This is a genomic window from Shinella sp. 838, from assembly GCF_029623935.1.
GTDB lineage: Bacteria > Pseudomonadota > Alphaproteobacteria > Rhizobiales > Rhizobiaceae > Shinella.
In genome coordinates this window covers 138,534-155,072 of sequence record NZ_JARSBQ010000005.1, presented here as the reverse complement: position 1 = coordinate 155,072, position 16,539 = coordinate 138,534, and the positions used below count along the sequence as shown (strand labels likewise).

The window sequence follows — 16,539 nt, the reverse complement described above, 5'->3', positions numbered from 1 at the left end:
GAGCATGGACTTTCCAGCCTTTGCCGGAAGGTACAGCGAAGCGCTGCCTGTCCTTGTCCCACAACGATTTTAGGACTGTCGATCGGGACGTTCATGGGTGGACATGCCACCGGTGCCGCAGCGGTTGGAAGAAGGTGATACGCATTGTGTCTGCTTTTCACAGTGTCGGGCACGACGAAAGCCGTGCCCGTCTCTTCGATCCCGAACTCAGCCTTTCAGGCGGGTCCAGATACGGTCGCGCAGTTCGCGCGCCTTGCCGGCGCAGTCCTGCGTCGGCACGAGACGCGAGGCGAATTCCTCCGGCATGTTGATCGCGTCCATCTTGCGCCATTGTTCGCTGAGGAACTGGTCGGCCTGGGTGGCATTGGCATAGGCGATGGCGTTGGAGACGGCAGCGGCGTTTTCCGGGGCCATCATCCAGTTGATGAAAATCTTCGCGTTTTCAGGATGAGGCGCGTTTGCCGGCACCGCGAAATTGTCGCGGAACATCGGCGTGCCCTCCTTCGGATATCCGCACGAAATGTCCGGCGGCATGCGCCAGCGCGTCATGATCGCCATGGCGATCCTTTGCAAACCCGACCTCCTGATCGCGGACGAGCCGACCACGGCGCTCGACGTGACCGTGCAGGCCGAGATCCTCGCATTGCTGAAGACGATCCAGCGCGAGACCGGCATGGCCATCCTGCTCATCACCCACGACATGGGTATCGTTGCCGAGATCGCCGATGGGGTCGTGGTTATGCTGCACGGCAACGTGGTCGAGAGCGGCGATGTCGCCGCCATCTTCAACGCGCCCCGGCATGAGTATACCCGCCGGCTGCTCGACGCGGCGCCCAAGCTCAGCCTGCGCCTAGAAACCGGCGTCGAACCGGTATCGAGCCCGGCAGCGCAGCCGGCGCCCGAAATACCGCGCGAGCCGAGCGCAGTTCTGAGCGTTCGCAACCTCGTGACACGTTTTGCCGTGCGCCAGGGTATGTTCCACCGCGTGGTGGCGAATGTCCACGCGGTGGAAGGCGTCTCCTTCGACCTCAAGGAAAAGGAAACGCTCTCGCTGGTGGGAGAAAACGGTTGCGGCAAGTCGACTACCGGCAGAAGCATCATGCGGCCGATACAGCCCGACAGCGGCGAAATCCTGCTGCAGGGCAAGAACCTGCAGGAAATCAGAGCATCGGAGATGGTGGACATGCGCAAGCGTATCCAGATGCTCTTCCAGGATCCCTATGCATCGCTCAATCCCCGCATGTCCGTCGAACAGATCGTCGCCGAACCGCTGCACATCCACCGCGTGGGAAGCGCGGCTGAAATCCGGGACCGGGTCTTTACCCTGCTCGAAAGGGTGGGTCTCACGCGGGCGCAGGCAGAACTTTACCCCCACCAGTTCTCCGGCGGCCAGCGGCAGCGCATCTGCATTGCCCGGGCCCTCGCACTGAACCCCAAGGTGATCATCGCCGACGAGCCAGTCTCTGCGCTCGACGTGTCGATCCAGGGGCAGATCCTCGACCTTCTTGCAGAGCTTCAGGAGGAGTTTTCCATCTCCATCCTGTTCATCTCCCATGACATGGCAGTGGTCGAACGCGGCAGCGACCGTATCGCCGTCATGTATCTGGGAGAGATCATCGAGATCGGGCCTCGCAATGCTGTGCTCGGCTCACCGGCCCATCCCAACACGCGGCAGCTTCTGGACGCCGTGCCGATCGTGCACCCCGATCACCGCCGCGAGCGTATGCTTGCGGCACGGGAGCTCAAGAGCCCGATCCGTCCGGTGGGATACCGGCACGAAGCGGTGCCAATGACAGCGGTCGGCGTCGGACACTACGCGCGTCTGGCCTGATCGGTGCGGCGGCAGCAAAGGCCGCCGGCCAGACCCCGAAACCGGCTCTTCATCCCTCCGCCATTGCGGCGGGCTGCGCGCCATGCCGGCAAGGCGCGACGACAGGACGAAAGACATGCTGCGCCAGGACAGGCCGAACTGGATCCTCTTGATCGCCGTCGCGGCCATCGGCCTCAACCTGCGCCCTTTCCTGACGAGCATCGGACCGCTTGTCGAGGATATCAGTGTCGCAACCGGTCTTGGCTCCTACGGCATCGCCTCGCTGACATTCGTTCCGATGGCCCTGATGGGTTTCCTTGCGTTTCTGGGCCGTGCCCTGCAACGCCTCGCCGGCGCGCGACGGGTGCTGATCACCGCGCTTGTCATCGTCTGCATCGGCACGTTGTCGCGGCTGTTTGTCACCAGCGCCTGGGTGATGGTGGCAAGCGCCGCGGTGACCGGGCTTGGCGTCGCCATCGTCCAGGCGATCTTTCCCGGCGTCATCAAGCAGCTGTTTCCCGGGCGCGTGGCCTTCGTGATGGGCCTCTATTCCGCCATGCTGCTCGGTGGCGGCGCGATCGGGGCCCAGATCCTGCCAATGATTGCCGAAAGGACCGGGGATTGGCGCATCGGGCTCGGGTCTCTCGCCATTCTGGGGGTTCTGGCGGTGCCGCTTGTCTGGTTTGCCCTGCCGGGCGGGAACGTCCCGGCGCCGGAGCGGAACATCGTCGGGACTCTCCTTGGCCGTCCGCGAACCTGGTTGCTGATGGTCTTCTTCGGGCTGGCGAACGGCGGCTACTCCTCGGTGGTCGCCTGGCTCGCCTCCTACTACAGGGAGCACGGCTGGACCGCATCGGCCAGCGGCAGCCTCCTTGCGATCATGGCGATCTGCCAGGCGTTCGCCGCATTGGCGGTTCCGATGCTCGCGAGCCGGACCGGACGTGACCACCGCCCCTGGCTGTGGCTCACTCTTGCCTGCCAGTTCATCGGCTTTTCCGGCTTCGCTTTGGCCCCGGACGCCGCTCCCTTCCTGTTCGTGGTGCTGACCGGCATGGGCTTCGGTGGCTGCTTCGCCCTGTCCCTTGTTGTGACGCTCGATCATTTTTCCGATTCGGCCCGCGCCGGCGCCCTGTCGGCATTGGTGCAGGGTGGCGGGTTCCTCCTGACGGCGCTCCCGCCCCTGATCGTTTCAAGCCTGCACGACCTGACGGGCGGCTTTGAAGCGGGCTGGAAGTGGCACATGGGTGCGATCGCCGTTGCAGCCATCCTGTCGGTTCGTTTCTCTCCAAAAAGATATGACCGTTCATGGCAATGCCCGTGATGACGAGAAAGGCCCGGCCGGAATCGCGCCCGGCAACCCGCCCCAAAAATCTAGGTATGTTCTCTCTTCCGTTTGATGGACCCCCATGAGAGATGATAGATCGTTCCCGGCTGAGCGCGGCCACACCGCAGGAATACGCTTTGGGAGGAGCCGTTTCATGTGCCGATTACAGTGTCGTGCCACGACGCATCTGTGTGGCGCTTGATGGAAACGCCACAGCTGCCAGCCTTGCGATCATACCATTCCTGGATCGCGAACGAGACACTGGAAGACTATTCTCTCCGATACGCAGCCACGTCGTTTCGCCGTTGGTCGCCATTTGTCATCGCCAACACCGCGCTCGGCGGTATTTCGTTCCTCGCCCTTGAGGCTATCGGCGGTGCGATCACGCTCAGCTACGGCTTCGCCAACGCCTTTCCGGCAATCCTGGTAACCTGCCTGTTCGTTTTCGTGACAAGCCTGCCGATCGCCTACTATTCCAGCCGCTACAACATCGATATGGATCTGTTGACGCGCGGTGCGGGCTTTGGCTACATCGGATCCACGATCACCTCGCTGATCTACGCAACCTTCACCTTCATATTCTTCGCGCTCGAAGGCGTGATCATGGCGCAGGCGCTCAATCTGTTCGCCGATGTGCCGCTCGTTCTGGGCTATGTCATCTCCTCGGTCGTCATCATCCCGATCACCTTCATGGGCGTGACGCTGATCAGCAAACTGCAGCTTCTGTCGCAGCCGATCTGGATCGCCCTGCATTTGACGCCTTTTGCCTACATCCTGCTCGCGCATCCCGACACGCTCGACGAATGGGCCGCCTTCGTCGGCAGCGACATGGGCAGCGAAGGGTTCAATTTCCTTGCTTTCGGCTCGGCCATCGGCGTTCTGTGCGCCCTGTCCATCCAGATCGGCGAACAGGTCGACTACTTGCGCTTCCTGCCCGACAAGACACGCGAGAACCGTTTTCGCTGGTGGGCGGCGGTGGTCGCCGCAGGTCCGGGCTGGATTGTCGTCGGCGGCTTCAAGATCCTGTGCGGCAGCCTGCTGGCGGTGCTCGCGATCCAGGCCGGCCTGTCGCGGTCGACAGCGCTTGAACCCATCCACATGTACATCATCGCCTACCAGTATGTGAGCACGGACCCGCGCATCGTGCTCGCCCTTGCCGCGGTTTTCGTGCTGATCTCGCAGGTGAAGATCAACGTCACCAACGCCTATGCCGGCTCGCTGGCGTGGTCCAATTTCTTCTCGCGCGTCACCCACTACCACCCGGGCCGGGTCGTCTGGCTGGTGTTCAACATCCTGATCTCGCTGCTGTTGATGCTACTCGGCATCTTCCAGACGCTGGAATTGGTGCTGGCAGTCTATTCGATCATTGCGGCAGCGTGGATCGGCTCGATCTTCGCTGATCTCGCCATCCTGAAGCCGTTGGGGATCAGCCCGGCATACCCGGAGTTCCGGCGCGCCTATCTCTACAACTTCAATCCTGTCGGCTGCGGCTCGATGGCGCTGGCATCGTTCGTTGCGCTTGTCTGTTTTTCCGGCGTTCTCGGCGTCATGATGCAGGCCTATGCCGCGCCGATCGCTTTTGCCACGGCCCTTGTCAGCGCCGTGGCGATCGGCATCGCCACCAAGGGGCGCTACTATCTCGCACGCCCGCCCGTCGATCTACCGGCGGCGAAGTTGGATGCCAATCTCTGCGCCATCTGCGGCGTCACATACGAACGCTCCGACATGGTGCACTGCACCTTCTACGAGCAGCCGATCTGCTCGCTGTGCTGCAGCCTGGATTCGCATTGCCATGACGTCTGCAAGTCGCCAGGCGGCGGCCTCGAAAGTTCGCGCTATTTCGGCCAGACGCTGCCCCACATGCGCGACAAGATCGCGCCCCGCATGGGGCAGCGTCTGCTCAAGGTGGCAGGCGTGCTGTTTGCCCTGGCGGTGATTGCCGGCGGCGTGTTCCTGCTGACCTACCGGTTGATCGAGCCGGGGTCGGAACAGCCGCATCTAGCAAACGGCCAACTGCTTCTCAGGGTCTTTCTCGCGCTGTTGCCGCTGCTCGGTATCGGCGCCTGGTGGATCGTCCTGTCCCAGGAGAGCCGTGAGCTCGCCGAACGCGATCTCGTCGCCTCGCTGGAAAAGCTGCGCCAGACACAGAGGGACCTTGCGAGCAACGAACGCCTCGCAGCCATCGGCCAGATCACCGCAACCGTCAGCCACGAACTGCGCAACCCCCTGGGCACCTTGGTGACGTCAGCCGATGTCTTGCGCCGCTCGTTGAAGAGTGCCGACGAACCTGTGCTCTCCGAATTGCAGCGTCTGCAACGAAACGCCTGGCGCTGTGTCCGAATCATCGAAGACCTGCTCGACTTCTCGCGCCGGCACGCACTGACGCTGACGCCAATTCTGATCGACCGGTGGGTCGCCCAGCAAGTCGCCGAGCAGGATAATGCGCGGCCGATCCAGCTGGAACTTGCCGCCGGATGCAGGATATCCGCCGATGGCGAGCGGCTGCGGCAGGCCTTTTGCAATGTCCTGGCCAATGCCGTCCAGGCTTGCGAGGGGAACGCGGATGACGCGGTGATCACCGTTTCGACCCGCTGCGAGGCCGACAGCGCCATCATCTGCGTCGCCGACAACGGCGCCGGCATGTCGCGCGAAACGGCGGCACGGGTGTTCGAGCCGCTGTTCAGCACCAAGGCATTTGGCGTGGGGCTGGGCATGCCCCTGGTCAAGCGTATCGTCGAGCAGCATGGCGGCTCGGTGCTGATCGAAAGCGAACAGGGCGCGGGCACGCGCGTATCGATCGTTCTCCCGCGGGCGGGTGCGGCCTCATCATGACGGACCTGACCGACCTGCACAGCGATCTTGTTGGCGACGATGTCATCCCGCATGGGACGGACCCGGCGGAAAGGAAGCGTGTCCTCATCGTCGACGACGACGAGGACTTCGCCGCAAGCCTCGCCGGATTGCTCGAGCTTGAGGGTTACCAGACGATCACGGCCCACGATCCACCGACCGCCCAAAGCGCTCTGGCCTCGTGCCAGCCGGCCGTTGCCCTGGTCGATGTGCGGTTGGGTATCGGCAACGGTGTCGAACTGGTCCGGGCGTTCCGGCAGCAGAGCCCCGACCTTATCTGCCTGATGGTGACGGCCTATGCCTCGGTCGAGACGGCAGTTGAGGCGTTGCAGGCCGGCGCCTACGACTACCTGTGCAAGCCATTCCACAGCGCCGACCTGCTGGCGACCCTCGAGCGCTGTTTCGAGCGGACCCGGCTGATGGAGGAAAAGCGCCTGGCCGCCGAGCGGCTCGGCCAGATGCAGCGCATCGAGGCGATGGGCCAGCTGACCGGTGGTATCGCACATGACTTCAACAACATCCTGGCCGTCCTGCTGGCCAATTTGCGCTGGCTGCAGGAGCATGTGCAGGCTGAACCCCACCTGGCCGAGATGGTCGACGACGCGCTCGAGGCCGTGAAGGCCGGGACGGACCTGACCTCCCGGCTTCTCAATTTCGGCCGCCGGGAAGGAGGCGATACCGTCTGCATTCGCCTGGATGAAGCGCTGCCGGACCTGATACGCGTGTTGCGCCGTACGCTGGACGGCAAGATCGATTTGTCGCTCCAGCTGGCTGATGGCCTGCACGCTGTCGAGGTTCATCCGGCGCAGCTCGAAACCAGCTTGCTCAACCTGGCGCTCAACGCGCGCGATGCGATGCCGGACGGCGGCACTCTTCGGTTCGAGGCCTGCAATCTTGCCCTCCGACCAGACGATGCCCGCGTGGCGTCAGGCCTGCCGCCTGGTCAATATGTGGTCATTTCGGTCATCGACACCGGGCACGGGATGCCCGCGGCGGTGCAACGCCGGGCGCTCGAACCGCTCTTCAGTACCAAGCCTGCTGGAAAGGGCAGCGGCCTCGGCCTGTCGATGGTGGATGGCTTCGCCCGCCAGTCCGGTGGGCGCCTCGGCATTTCCAGCAAGCCCGACGAGGGGACCCGGATCAATCTCTACCTGCCTCGCGCGCCTCAGTCCCTCACCTGAGGGGTAAACATGTAGCCAACGCCGCGAATGGTCTTGATGAGCTGCGGATCGCGCGGATTGTCCCTGAGCTTGCGACGTATCTTGCCGATCAGCACGTCGATGCTGCGGTCATAGGGAGACCAGTTGCGGTTGGCGACGATATCGAGAATTTGCTCACGCGAGAGAATGCGGCCGCGCCGCTCGACAAGCGCCGAGAGTATCTGGAACTCCTGGCTGGTGAGCCGAACATTCTCGCCGTTCGGCGACGCCAGTTTGTAACGCGCCGGATCGAGCCGCCATCCATCGAAACAAACGGCCTCCGAGGGATCGGCCTCCATCGCCTCAGGAAGGACGATCCGCTTGGCAAAGCGCCGCATCACCGTGCGGACACGCGCCAGAAGCTCGCGCGGTTCGAAGGGTTTGGTGATATAGTCGTCGGCACCCAGTTCGAGACAGACGACCTTGTCAATCGTGCTGTTCTTGCCCGACAGCATGATAAGCGGCAGATCATATTGCGAGCGCATGCTGCGCGCGAGCGTTACCCCGTCCTCCCCGACCGGAAAGCCGAGATCGAGGATAACGAGATCGAACGCCTCATCGGCCAATGCACGCCGCATCGAGCGCCCGTCATGGGCGCTGACAGTCGCATAGCTTTCGCTCGTCAGGAATTTTTCCAGAAAGCTGCACAGCCGGCGATCGTCGTCGACAATAAGGATGCGTGATCTCAGTTCGGCAACGGACATGCCGCTACGATAGTCGCAATTCGGGGGCGCGGTCGAGAAGGGAAGATGGCATTTGGTCGCGACCTGCATCGCGCAAGAACAGGCGAAGGCGGACCTGCACCTTCCAAATACGGGAAGGATTTCATAATCAATTGAAAATGCTATCTAAAACGAGACGATCGCAGCACGCAGCGCGCACTGCCCGCACCCATTCCGGTTACAAAAAATTACAAAGCAGCCTGCATTCCGATGCATGGCGATTACATGCGGTTCCTATCGTGGTCACGCACGGTGATGCCGGGCGGCACTGCCCAGCGCAAGAACGAGGGAGGCGCACGCCACCTCTTGCACACCGGCATTGAGGAGGAACAGCCGCATGCCACAGACAGTATTCTCAGTCGATCTGAACAAAGCGCCCGAAGATCATGCCATCAAGACACACAATCGGTGGCATCCGGATATTCCGATGGTCGATCACCTCAAGCCCGGACATACCTATCGGGTGGAGTGCCATGACTGGACGGGAGGCCAGATTGGCAACAACGACAGCGCCAACGATGTCCGCGACGTCGATCTGACCCGCGTTCACTATCTCAGCGGCCCGTTCGGCGTCGATGGCGCGGAACCCGGCGACCTGCTGGTCGTCGACATTCTCGACCTCGGTGCGAAACCCGACTCGGAATGGGGCTTCAACGGCCTGTTCGCCAAGGAAAACGGCGGCGGCTTCCTGACCGAGCATTACCCCGAAGCCAGCAAGTCCTGCTGGGATTTTCACGGGATCTACACGACGTCGCGCCACATTCCGGGCGTGCGTTATCCCGGCATCATCCATCCCGGCCTGATCGGCTGCCTGCCGGACCACAAGCTGCTCGCCGAAGCCAACCGGCGCGAAGCCGAACTGGTGGCGACCGATCCCGGCCGCGTTCCGCCACTGGCAGCGCTGCCCTATGCCGACACCGCATTGATGGGGCAACTGAAGGGCGACGCTGCCAAGAAGGCCGCCGCCGAGGCATGGCGCACGGTTCCGCCGCGCGAACATGGCGGCAACTGCGACATCAAGAACCTGTCGCGCGGCTCGAAAGTCTATTTCCCTGTTTATGTGAAGGGTGGCGGCCTCTCGATGGGCGACATCCATTTCTCGCAGGGCGATGGCGAGATCACCTTCTGCGGCGCCATTGAGATGGCCGGCTGGGTCGACATCAGCGTCGATGTCATCAAGGGCGGCATGGCGAAATACGGTGTCATCAACCCGATCTTCAAACCGAGTCCGATCGACCCGCATTTCGATGACTATCTCATCTTCGAAGGCATCTCGGTCGATGAGCACACCGGCGAACAATATTACCTCGACGCCCATGTCGCCTATCGCCGGGCCTGCCTCAACGCGATCGAGTATCTCAAGAAGTTCGGCTATTCCGGCGAGCAGGCCTACATGATCCTGGGAACGGCGCCGGTGGAGGGGCGCATTGCCGGCATCGTCGATATCCCCAACGTCTGCGCCACGCTGGCCATACCGACGGCGATCTTCGACTTCGACATAAACCCCAATGCGCTCGGGCCGAAGAAGCAGAACTTCAAGGCAGACGTCGCCAAGACGAGTTGATCAGACCGCACAACAACAATGAAGCGACGGTCAGGCCCTGCCCTGGCCGTTGCTCTCCTGGGAGGGGGTTTCATGCTGCTCGGATTTGCCTTGCTTTATGTCGGCGCAGTCCTGTTTCTCAACGGGCTTTGGCTTCTCGGAAAAATCGAGGACCGGGAAATCATCGTCATCAATGTCGTCTCCGGTTTCGTGACGCTGTCCGCGTCGCTGGCCTGGGCGTTCGGTCCCAATGCCGACGCGGCCTCCATCAAGGGTGCCGCGCTGACGATCCTGTTTTCGGCAACCTATTTCTGGGTGGCGTACAACAGGGTGGTGAAGGTGGACGGACGCGGCCTCGGCTGGTTCAGCCTGTTTGTCGCCATCACCACCATTCCGGTGTCTGTGCAAGGGCTTTCCTCCGCCCAGACATCGACCGATTTCTGGCTGGCGTCCAACTGGGTGATCTGGGGGATCCTGTGGTTCCTGTATTTCCTGTTGCTCGCAATGCAGCGGCCGATCCTGCGCCTGACAGCGGTCGTCACGCTGCTGGCCGGCATCGTCACCGGCTGGTTGCCAGGTTTCCTGCTGCTGGACGGCAAGCTGTGATGCCGGCTTGGCGCACCGCGCGGCAACACGATTGATCGCGTGCGGGCGGGCAAGGACTGGCGGCCCGCCCATTTTCTAGATTCATGACTTTTGGGGAGACTGGCAATGCCGCTCTACAACTACGTTTGTAACGATTGTGGACCGTTTGAAGAATGGGTGTCGATGCAGGATGCGCTCAAAGCCTGCGCATGCCCGCAATGCGAAGAACAGAGCAACCGGGACATGGCTACACCACGCCTCAGCCTGATGAACGGCAAACTGCGCGGTGCCCTTACACGTTCGGAAGCAAGCGGCAGCGAGCCGAAGGTGGTGAAGAAGGCACATCTCGCCGGTTGCGGTTGTGCCTTGTGCAAGATCGGCAACAAGCCGACGCCGACCCGCAAGAAGTGGATGATCGGCCACTGAGCGCGAGAGCACCCGATGGCCGGCACGTCGGGTTGCTCCTGTTCCGGGGGGCGGCACAGGAGGCTGCCCCCGGATGCCGGTCAGCACATCTGCGGACTTCCCATATCGATATCGATGGGTCTCGAATGGCGGATAATCCCAATGTCCGTAGATAGACATAGGAGAGCAAGCGTAACCCCTGCCCTCCTGGGAGATTCGTCAGAGGCTTCACGAAACCGCGAATTTTACCGTCACGCCGCGCTGCCGAAAGTAAGCTTGCATCAGCTTTCTACCGGAACGGTTGCTGTGCGCGAGCCTGGCCGGGTCAAATATCGCCTCTTTTAGGCCTTCCCGCGCCAACGCTGACTTGAGAATCGCGATATGCGCATCAATATCCGCATTGTCCGCTTGGATCGATTCATAAATGCGGTTTTTTGCTTCAGCTACGGTCGGTTCGCTCACAGAGACACTCCTGTTTGTAATTTAGGTGGCGCTTACCACGTTTTTCGCCTTGCCCCTACGGCATATCGTCAAACCACCGGCGTGATCATCAATCACAAAGTCCCGTGGCATTGCATCGCGCCAGGAAAACCCATGCAGAACGGCTATATATAGAGTGAGTTTCAATGGTCGGATGCCCGACGAACTGCTGAACGAGAGCCTGTTCTTCGGCCTCGATCATGCCCGCAGTGCCATGGCCGAGTGGGCAGATGACGTCCACCATTTCCGGCCGCACTCATCGCTCGGATACCAGGCCCCGGCAGACTATGCCGGGTCCATCGCCGCAACCGGCTCCAACGCTGCGCAAGATGAAAGCTTCGCGTTTCCGTCGGATGCTCCCGCCGTGCCACTTGGCGTAGTCAGAATTGATCAGAATCGCCGAGGCTCTAGTCGCAGCTGGATGAGATTCAGTGGCAGGTCACTGGGTTTCCGTCTCCGTTACCGATTTCGTTAGCATTCTACGGATGTGGCTGGCGGCGTGGAAAAGGCCGTTTGTTTTGGCGGCGTCAAACGCAGAAAGCCCTCCCCGCTGGAAAGGCTTTTAGATTTGGTTGCGGAGGCCTGAGTACACAGAGACTGGTAAGGGCATGGCTCTTGAACCGACGCGACCTGTAACCCTCGACTTTTTGACTGCTTATACCGTTGAATATACATCACAAAGTCGAGCTTCAAGAGTTTGCAACATGCCTTCGTATTAGAGAGAGGTCGCGAGAGCAGTCGCCGCTATCGCGACATCTCGCCGCGGCCAGCTACGAGGAAATCACGCAGCAATCACTGCAGCGTTGTTGTCTGGCGCTGCTGCCCTCTCATGCTTAATGCCTTCTGCGTTTTCCAGCATGATGCGCAGGATCGACGGAAGGGCCCGCTTGAAAGCCTGCACACAGGTGGGATCGAACTGGGACCCCGCTCTTCCAAGAAAATATGCTCCACCGCCTTCTCGACACTCCAAGCTTCCTTGTACGGGCGGGCGGTGGTCAGCGCATCGAAATTGTCTGCAAGGGCAACGATACGTCCCGAAAGGGGGATTGCCGATCCTGTCAGTCGCAGCGGATATACCTGACTATCCCACCGTTCGTGATGGCTCCCGGCGATTTCGGCGGCCAATTGCAGGAGGCTCGACTTGGATTCATGCAGGATATCGCAGCCCACTGTGTGTGCTTCTGCATTTCAGCAAACTCCTGCTCGGTCAGCATACCCTTCGTGAGCAGCACAGCATCCGGAATGGCGACCTTTCCGATGTCGTGCATGGGAGAGGCGAGCCTGATGTCCGAACAGAGCGTCGTAGGCAGGCCGAACTCCAGCGCGATGGCCTCGGAGTATTCACCAACACGCTTGGTATGCTTTGCCGTTTCCGCATCTTTGTAGCTCGCGGCAAGCGTGAGCCGCTCGATGATCTCCTCCTCGCGGGAACGTAGTTCAGATACCGCCTTGTCGACTTCGGCTCTCAGCCACGCGGCCTTGTCGGCGAGCTTATTTTGCGCATCGACGAGTGCAACGAGGTTGCGCATCCGCGCCTGGAATTCGAGCGGATTGACAGGCTTCGTCAGAAAATCGATCGCGCCGGCGTCAAGTGCAGCCATGCGAACCGCTGTATCGCCATCTTGTTCCTTTGCCCGATACGGGCCTCATCCTGAAACCAAATCTCTATGCGTTTTCCTCGGGCCGCTCCAGTGGCAGAGATTGCCCCTGGAGCGCAAGGCGAAGAAACGGCGGCCTGCGAAGTATTTCCCGGCGTCCTGACAAGCTGTCGTCCCTGGTCATAGGTAGGCGAGTTTCACCCGGAGCGGGCTCCCCGCGCCGGGCTGATGCAGTTTTCCCTTGAGACCGTTTTGGTCTCATGATATAGGTGACAGATGAGGATCATTGCCCGCCGCACCTTGCGCGAATTTGTCGAAAGCCTCGCGGGGCAGAAAGAGCAGCCAGCCGTCAAGGCCGCGCTCGATGCCTGGTTCGACGAAGTCAGCAAGGCGCAATGGGCAAGCACCGCCGATGTGAAGCGGCTCTACGCGACGGCGAGCATCGTCAGCGCCGAGCGGATCGTCTTCAACATCAAGGGCAATGACTACCGCCTTATCGTGTCGGCGGACTTCGAGAAGGGTATCGTCTGGATCAAGTGGCTGGGCACGCATAAGGCTTATGACAGGATCGACGTGAAGGAGATCGAGCATGGCAACTGACCTGAAGCCGATCCGCACGGAAGCGGATTACGAAGAGGCGCTGGCCGAGGTCGAACGGCTGTGGGGCGCCAAGAGCGGCACGCCGAAAGGCGACCGGCTGGACGTGCTGGCCACGCTGATCGACGCCTACGAGACGAAGCACTATCCGATGGACCCGCCCGATCCGGTGGAAGCGATCCGCTTCCGCATGGAGCAGCAGGGGCTCACCCGCAAGGACCTGGAGCCGATGATCGGCCCGCGCAACCGGGTGGCGGATGTGCTGAACCGCAAGCGCAGCCTGTCGATCGACATGATCCGGCAGTTGCACAGCAGCCTCGGGATTTCGGCCGAGGTGCTCATCCGGCCGAGCCGGATGGACAAGGTTGCGTAGGAGTGATCGCCGATGACCCGCATTGCCCTCTACGCCCGCTATTCGTCCGACAATCAGCGCGAGGCGTCGATCGAGGACCAGTTCCGTATCTGTCGGGAGCGGGCGAAGCGCGAACAGTGGAAGATCGTCGGCAGCTACAAGGATGCGGGCATCTCGGGCGCGAGCATGATCCTGCGTTCCGGCATCCAAGCGCTTCTGCAGGACGCGCAGGCGGGTCAGTGCGATATGGTGCTGGCCGAAGCGCTGGACCGCATCTCGCGTGACCAGGCCGACGTCGCCACCTTCTACAAGCACCTGAAGTTCGCCAGCGTGCCGATTGTCACGCTGGCCGAGGGCGAGATCAGCGAGCTTCATGTCGGGCTGAAGGGCACGATGAACGCGCTGTTCCTCAAAGACCTCGCGGCCAGACGCGTCGCGGCATCCGTGGGCGTCTTTGCTACGGCTACAAGGTCGTGAAGCAGCTCGACGCGCGCGGCGATCCAATCCGGGGCGATCGCGAGATCAACGAGACCGAGGCGATTGTGGTGTGCCGTGTGTTCCGCGACTTCGCCGCCGGGATCGCGCCGCGCACCATTGCCCGCACCCTGAACGAGGAAGGCGTGCCCGGCCCCGGCGGCAAGCCGTGGGGTGACACGACGATCCGCGGTCATGTGAAGCGTGGCACCGGCCTCGTGAACAACGAGCTCAATATCGGCCGCCTCATCTGGAACCGGCTTCGCTATATCAAGGACCCGTCGACGGGCAAGCGCGTGTCGCGGCTGAACCCGGAATCGGAATGGATCGTCAAGCACGTCTCCGAACTCCGCATCGTCGACGACGAACTCTGGCAGTCCGTGCGCGCGCGTCAGGGCGAGATCGCCGAGAAGTTCGTCAACCTCGCCGAGGGCGTGCGCAAGCACCACAAGAACAACAAGCTTAACGGCGCGCGCAGGCCGCGCACACTGCTGTCCGGCCTGATCTTCTGCGGCTGCTGCGATGGCCCCTACTCGCTTCGCGGCCCGCAGCGCTATGCCTGCTCGAACCACATCAGCAAGGGTACCTGCGAAAACAGCCGAAGCATCCGCCAGGACGAGTTGGAGGTCCGCCTGCTGGCCGGCCTGAAGGACCGGCTGATGGCGCCGGAGATCGTCGAGGACACCATGCGTGCCTGTACCGAGGAAACCAACCGGCTGAACCGCGACCGCCGCTCGAATGGCGATGCCTGGAAGGCGGAACTGCTGAAGGTCGAGAAGCAGATCAGGGGCATCAGCGAGGCGATCAAGGCTGGCATGTTCCATCCGAGCATGAAGGGTGAGATGGACACGCTGAAGGCGCGCAAGGAGGAGTTGACCGCCCTCCTCGCTGGGGCACCCGTGGACGCGCCCCACATCCTTCCGAGCGCGTCGGCGATCTATGCAAAGAAGGCCTCGGCGCTGACCAAGGCCTGAACCAGGCCGCGGAACGGCAGCAAGCCTCCCTTACCCTGCGCGCCCTGATCGAGAAGATTGAGCTGACGCCCTGACCTGAGCCCCAAGTTTCCTCCAGCGTTTCGGAGAGTCTTGGGTTTTCTGCTCTGAGCCCAAAGCTTGGACCGCCGGGAGCTGGAGTTTTCCGGCTCTGATCACGATGACGGGCTGGTTGCGCCGCCGGGATTGTGCAGGGCAATCGGGACGTTATACCCGATCGCCGAGTGAGGACGTTCTTCGTTGTAGTATCGACGCCAAGTCTCCAACTTTTCGCGCGAATCCGCAAGGCTCAGAAACCAGTGGGCGTTCAGGCATTAGGACCGCAGCTTGCTGTTGAACGCCTCGATGAAGCCGTTGTCGGTCGGCTTGCCGGGTCGCGAGAAGTCCAGGGTGACGTTGTTGGCATAGGCCCACAGGTCGAGATCGCGGGAGATAAATTCGCTACCATTGTCCACCCTGATCGTCTTGGGATAGCCGGCCTGCCGGCAGATGCCTTCCAATGTCTGGACCACATCCTCGCCTCGGTAGGTGAAGCGGGCATCGGCTGCAGGGCAGAAGCGCGAGTGCGTGTCGACCACGGTCAGGATGCGCAGCTTCTTGCCTGTCGCGAGCTGGTCGTGAACGAAGTCCATCGCCCAGACGTCGTTCGGCCCGACCGCTTCCTGGCGATCGTCTCTGAGCTTCGCCTTCACCCGGCGCTTGGGATGTTTGTTGCGCAGCTGAAGTCCTAACTCGCTGTAAATCCTGCGTGTCTTCTTCATGTTGATCTTCCATCCATCACGGCGCAAGTGAACATGGACACGCCGGTAGCCATACCGCACGCGTGTCTCACAAATCTCCTTGATGCGTCTTTCGAGTGGGGCCTGTCCGGTTCGGCGGGGCTTGTAGTGGTAAGTAGACGTATCGAACCTCAGGACCTTGCAAGCCCGTCGGATCGATATGCCCCAATCCACCAGCATCCCGTCGATCAGCTTTCGCTGGCGGACAGGCCTCAGAGCTTTCGCCGGATGACGTCCTGGAACATCTCGCGGTCCAGCGTCAGATCTGCGACAATCTTCTTGAGCCTGGAATTCTCGTCCTCAAGAGCCTTCAGCCGGCGCATCTCGTCGGGCAGTAGCCCAGCGTATTTTTTGCGCCAATTGAAATAAGTCGCTTGGCTGATGCCCGCCTTGCGGCAAATTTCTGCCACCGGCACCCCGTCATCGCCCTGCTTCAGAATGAACGCTTTCTGAGCGTCCGAAAACTTCGATGCCTTCATCGCTTCCGCTCCTGTTCCCAGCCGGGAATTTAACGCGGAAAACTCCAGTTATGAACGATCCAGTTTTTTGGGATCAGAGCAGCCCAGCCCGGAACGGGGCGAGATTCTCGCCACGCTGCATGGTGAACTTGGCACGATCCTCAATTGGGTTGAGCGGCAAGCCATTGGAAAGGCTGCCAAAACGACAAAACCCGCCGCTGATGCGACGGGTTTGTTAGTATCGGTGGTTGCGGGGGCAGGATCTAATCTTCACTTGCGCCCCGAGCAAGTAAAGATGGTTGCGGGGACGGGCAAACATCACAACTTGCTCTTCGAAGCAGACGCATGACCTGTAATATCTGCCCGCGCAA

At 61.4% G+C, this 16,539-nt stretch carries 14 protein-coding genes and 3 pseudogenes; 12 read left to right on the top strand and 5 right to left on the bottom strand.

The window, feature by feature from the left end; genetic code table 11:
• Positions 1–207: 207 nt before the first annotated feature.
• Positions 208–489: an extracellular solute-binding protein gene (locus P9A16_RS17835; RefSeq protein ID WP_278025790.1), complete on the bottom strand. Its 282-nt coding sequence runs from the start codon at positions 487–489 to the stop codon at positions 208–210.
• 4 nt (positions 490–493) lie between these two features.
• On the opposite strand from P9A16_RS17835, the gene P9A16_RS17830 reads away from it, so the two are divergent.
• From P9A16_RS17830 to P9A16_RS17815, 4 genes are all read left to right on the top strand, one after another.
• The gene (locus P9A16_RS17830; RefSeq protein ID WP_278025789.1) at positions 494–1,831 is read left to right on the top strand and encodes a dipeptide ABC transporter ATP-binding protein; all 1,338 of its coding nucleotides are present in this window, start codon (positions 494–496) and stop codon (positions 1,829–1,831) included.
• A gap of 115 nt (positions 1,832–1,946) precedes the next feature.
• Positions 1,947–3,131 carry a cyanate transporter gene (locus tag P9A16_RS17825; RefSeq protein ID WP_278025788.1) on the top strand — a complete coding sequence of 395 codons (1,185 nt, stop codon included), beginning with the start codon at positions 1,947–1,949 and terminating at the stop codon, positions 3,129–3,131.
• A 204-nt stretch (positions 3,132–3,335) separates the two neighbouring features.
• Positions 3,336–5,966 (top strand): ATP-binding protein, encoded by a 2,631-nt coding sequence (locus tag P9A16_RS17820; RefSeq protein ID WP_037408880.1) that lies wholly within the window; start codon positions 3,336–3,338, stop codon positions 5,964–5,966.
• Complete coding sequence (locus tag P9A16_RS17815; protein WP_278025787.1) at positions 5,963–7,165, top strand: sensor histidine kinase; 1,203 nt, start codon at positions 5,963–5,965, stop codon at positions 7,163–7,165. The genes P9A16_RS17820 and P9A16_RS17815 overlap by 4 nt, the downstream gene beginning before the upstream one ends.
• Here the strand turns inward: P9A16_RS17815 and P9A16_RS17810 are convergent.
• Positions 7,150–7,887, bottom strand: coding sequence for a winged helix-turn-helix domain-containing protein (locus P9A16_RS17810; RefSeq protein ID WP_037408894.1), 738 nt, complete (start codon positions 7,885–7,887; stop codon positions 7,150–7,152). The genes P9A16_RS17815 and P9A16_RS17810 overlap by 16 nt on opposite strands.
• 355 nt (positions 7,888–8,242) lie before the next feature.
• On the opposite strand from P9A16_RS17810, the gene fmdA reads away from it, so the two are divergent.
• The 3 genes from fmdA to P9A16_RS17795 all read left to right on the top strand — a co-directional run bounded on the left by fmdA (position 8,243) and on the right by P9A16_RS17795 (position 10,459).
• Positions 8,243–9,469, top strand: a complete 1,227-nt coding sequence (gene fmdA, locus P9A16_RS17805) for a formamidase (RefSeq protein WP_024271341.1) — start codon at positions 8,243–8,245, stop codon at positions 9,467–9,469.
• A gap of 72 nt (positions 9,470–9,541) precedes the next feature.
• Entirely contained in the window at positions 9,542–10,054 is a 513-nt protein-coding gene (locus tag P9A16_RS17800) for an AmiS/UreI family transporter (RefSeq protein ID WP_023515596.1), read from the top strand.
• Between the two features lie 105 nt (positions 10,055–10,159).
• Positions 10,160–10,459, top strand: coding sequence for an FmdB family zinc ribbon protein (locus P9A16_RS17795; RefSeq protein WP_050746701.1), 300 nt, complete (start codon positions 10,160–10,162; stop codon positions 10,457–10,459).
• A gap of 207 nt (positions 10,460–10,666) precedes the next feature.
• Here P9A16_RS17795 and P9A16_RS17790 read toward each other — a convergent pair whose 3' ends face one another.
• Entirely contained in the window at positions 10,667–10,900 is a 234-nt protein-coding gene (locus P9A16_RS17790; RefSeq protein ID WP_278025786.1) for a hypothetical protein, read from the bottom strand.
• 93 nt (positions 10,901–10,993) lie between these two features.
• Between P9A16_RS17790 and P9A16_RS17785 the strand changes: the two are divergent.
• Positions 10,994–11,298, top strand: a pseudogene (locus P9A16_RS17785) (integrase core domain-containing protein); the annotation flags it as partial.
• 412 nt (positions 11,299–11,710) lie between these two features.
• Here the strand turns inward: P9A16_RS17785 and P9A16_RS17780 are convergent.
• Positions 11,711–12,447, bottom strand: a pseudogene (locus P9A16_RS17780) (HD-GYP domain-containing protein).
• A gap of 345 nt (positions 12,448–12,792) precedes the next feature.
• On the opposite strand from P9A16_RS17780, the gene P9A16_RS17775 reads away from it, so the two are divergent.
• From P9A16_RS17775 to P9A16_RS17760, 4 genes are read left to right on the top strand one after another with little or no spacing between them, the layout of a single operon-like run.
• The gene (locus P9A16_RS17775) at positions 12,793–13,116 is read left to right on the top strand and encodes a type II toxin-antitoxin system HigB family toxin (RefSeq protein ID WP_050746705.1); all 324 of its coding nucleotides are present in this window, start codon (positions 12,793–12,795) and stop codon (positions 13,114–13,116) included.
• On the top strand, positions 13,106–13,486 hold the full coding sequence (locus P9A16_RS17770; RefSeq protein ID WP_050746706.1) for a helix-turn-helix domain-containing protein: 381 nt from the start codon (positions 13,106–13,108) through the stop codon (positions 13,484–13,486). The genes P9A16_RS17775 and P9A16_RS17770 overlap by 11 nt, the downstream gene beginning before the upstream one ends.
• Positions 13,487–13,498: 12 nt before the next feature.
• On the top strand, positions 13,499–13,942 hold the full coding sequence (locus P9A16_RS17765) for a recombinase family protein (RefSeq protein ID WP_278025785.1): 444 nt from the start codon (positions 13,499–13,501) through the stop codon (positions 13,940–13,942).
• Positions 13,939–14,913, top strand: a complete 975-nt coding sequence (locus tag P9A16_RS17760) for a recombinase family protein (protein WP_278025784.1) — start codon at positions 13,939–13,941, stop codon at positions 14,911–14,913. Before P9A16_RS17765 ends, P9A16_RS17760 begins: the two co-directional genes overlap by 4 nt.
• A gap of 173 nt (positions 14,914–15,086) precedes the next feature.
• Here P9A16_RS17760 and P9A16_RS17755 read toward each other — a convergent pair.
• Positions 15,087–16,189: pseudogene (locus P9A16_RS17755) on the bottom strand (IS3 family transposase).
• Between the last annotated feature and the right edge of the window lie 350 nt (positions 16,190–16,539).